Origin of the sequence: Rhizobium sp. RU20A (genome assembly GCF_900155885.1) — a bacterium.
GTDB lineage: Bacteria > Pseudomonadota > Alphaproteobacteria > Rhizobiales > Rhizobiaceae > RU20A.
Genome location: NZ_FTMB01000021.1, coordinates 1 through 1,242, shown reverse-complemented (window position 1 = coordinate 1,242; position 1,242 = coordinate 1). Strand labels below are relative to the sequence as shown.

The 1,242-nt window shown below is 59.4% G+C and carries 1 pseudogene; it reads right to left on the bottom strand.

Annotated elements, in window-relative coordinates:
• Positions 1–1,178 (bottom strand): annotated as a pseudogene (locus F3H41_RS21140) (IS3 family transposase); the annotation flags it as partial.
• Between the last annotated feature and the right edge of the window lie 64 nt (positions 1,179–1,242).

Here is a 1,242-nt window from a genome sequence, read left to right as displayed (position 1 = left end):
GGCGGTAGCGGCGTGTTGCGGTGCGGAGCCATTCCGGCTGCGTGAGCCCGCATCACGTCGCGGGTTGATGGTCTGAGCGAACTCGGCCGGTGTCAGCCAACCGAGGCCGGAATGTGGTCGATGATCGTTGTAATCGCCACGCCAGCTTGAGAGCGCTGATCGGGCCTGGCTCAATGACGAGAACAGCGTCTCGTTCAGGAGCTCATCGCGCAGCCGCCCATTGAAGCTTTCGATGAAGGCGTTCTGGATCGGCTTACCCGGCGCGATGTAGTGTCATTCTACCTTGGCCCGATCCGTCCATTGCAGGATCGCGTTGCTGGTAAACTCGCTGCCATTGTCGCTGACAATCATCTTCGGCTTGCCGCGTTCCTCAGTGATCCGGTCCAGTTCACGAGCAACGCGCAGACCGGAAAGGGATGTGTCAGCGACAAGGCCCAGGCATTCCCTGGTGCAATCATCGACGATCGTCAGCACCCGGAACCTGCGGCCATCGGTGAGTTGATCCGACACAAAGTCCAGCGACCAGCGATCATTGGCCGTCATCGGGACCAGCATCGGTGCACGTGTGCCGATCGCTCGCTTGCGGCCGCCGCGCTTGCGCACCGTCAGCTTCTCCTCCCGATACAGCCGGAAGAGCTTCTTGTGGTTCACATGGTGTCCCTCGCGTTTGAGCAGCACGTGGATGCGTCGGTAACCGAAGCGGCGGCGTTCATGCGCCAACGCCTTCATCCGCTCGCGAAGACGATCATCGTCGCTGCGCCTGGTTTCGTAGCGGATTGTCATTCGGCAAAAGCCCATGGCTTTACACGCCCGCCCCTCTCAGCGGTGTAAACACCGCTTGCCGGGCAATGGTTCGCTCATCTCGTGGTAACCCATCAAATGCGCGACAGCTTTCCGCCTTGCTGCGGGCGTCACCACTTCTTTCCCAAAAGGTCTTTCAAAGCTGCATTGTCGAGCATCGCATCGGCCAGGAGCCGCTTCAGCTTGGTGTTCTCGTCCTCCAGCGTCTTCAGCCTCTTGGCTTCGGACACGTCCATGCCACCGAACTTCGCTTTCCATTTATAGATGCTGGCATCGCTGACGCCGTGCTTGCGGCAAAGCTCCGAGACCGGCGTGCCCGCCTCGTGCTCCTTCAGAATGCCGATAATCTGTTCGTCCGTAAAACGGTTGCGCTTCATTCTCTGGTCCTCTCGATGGGCCAGAGCTTACTTCAAAATGGATTAGTTCAGCGGGGCAAGGTCA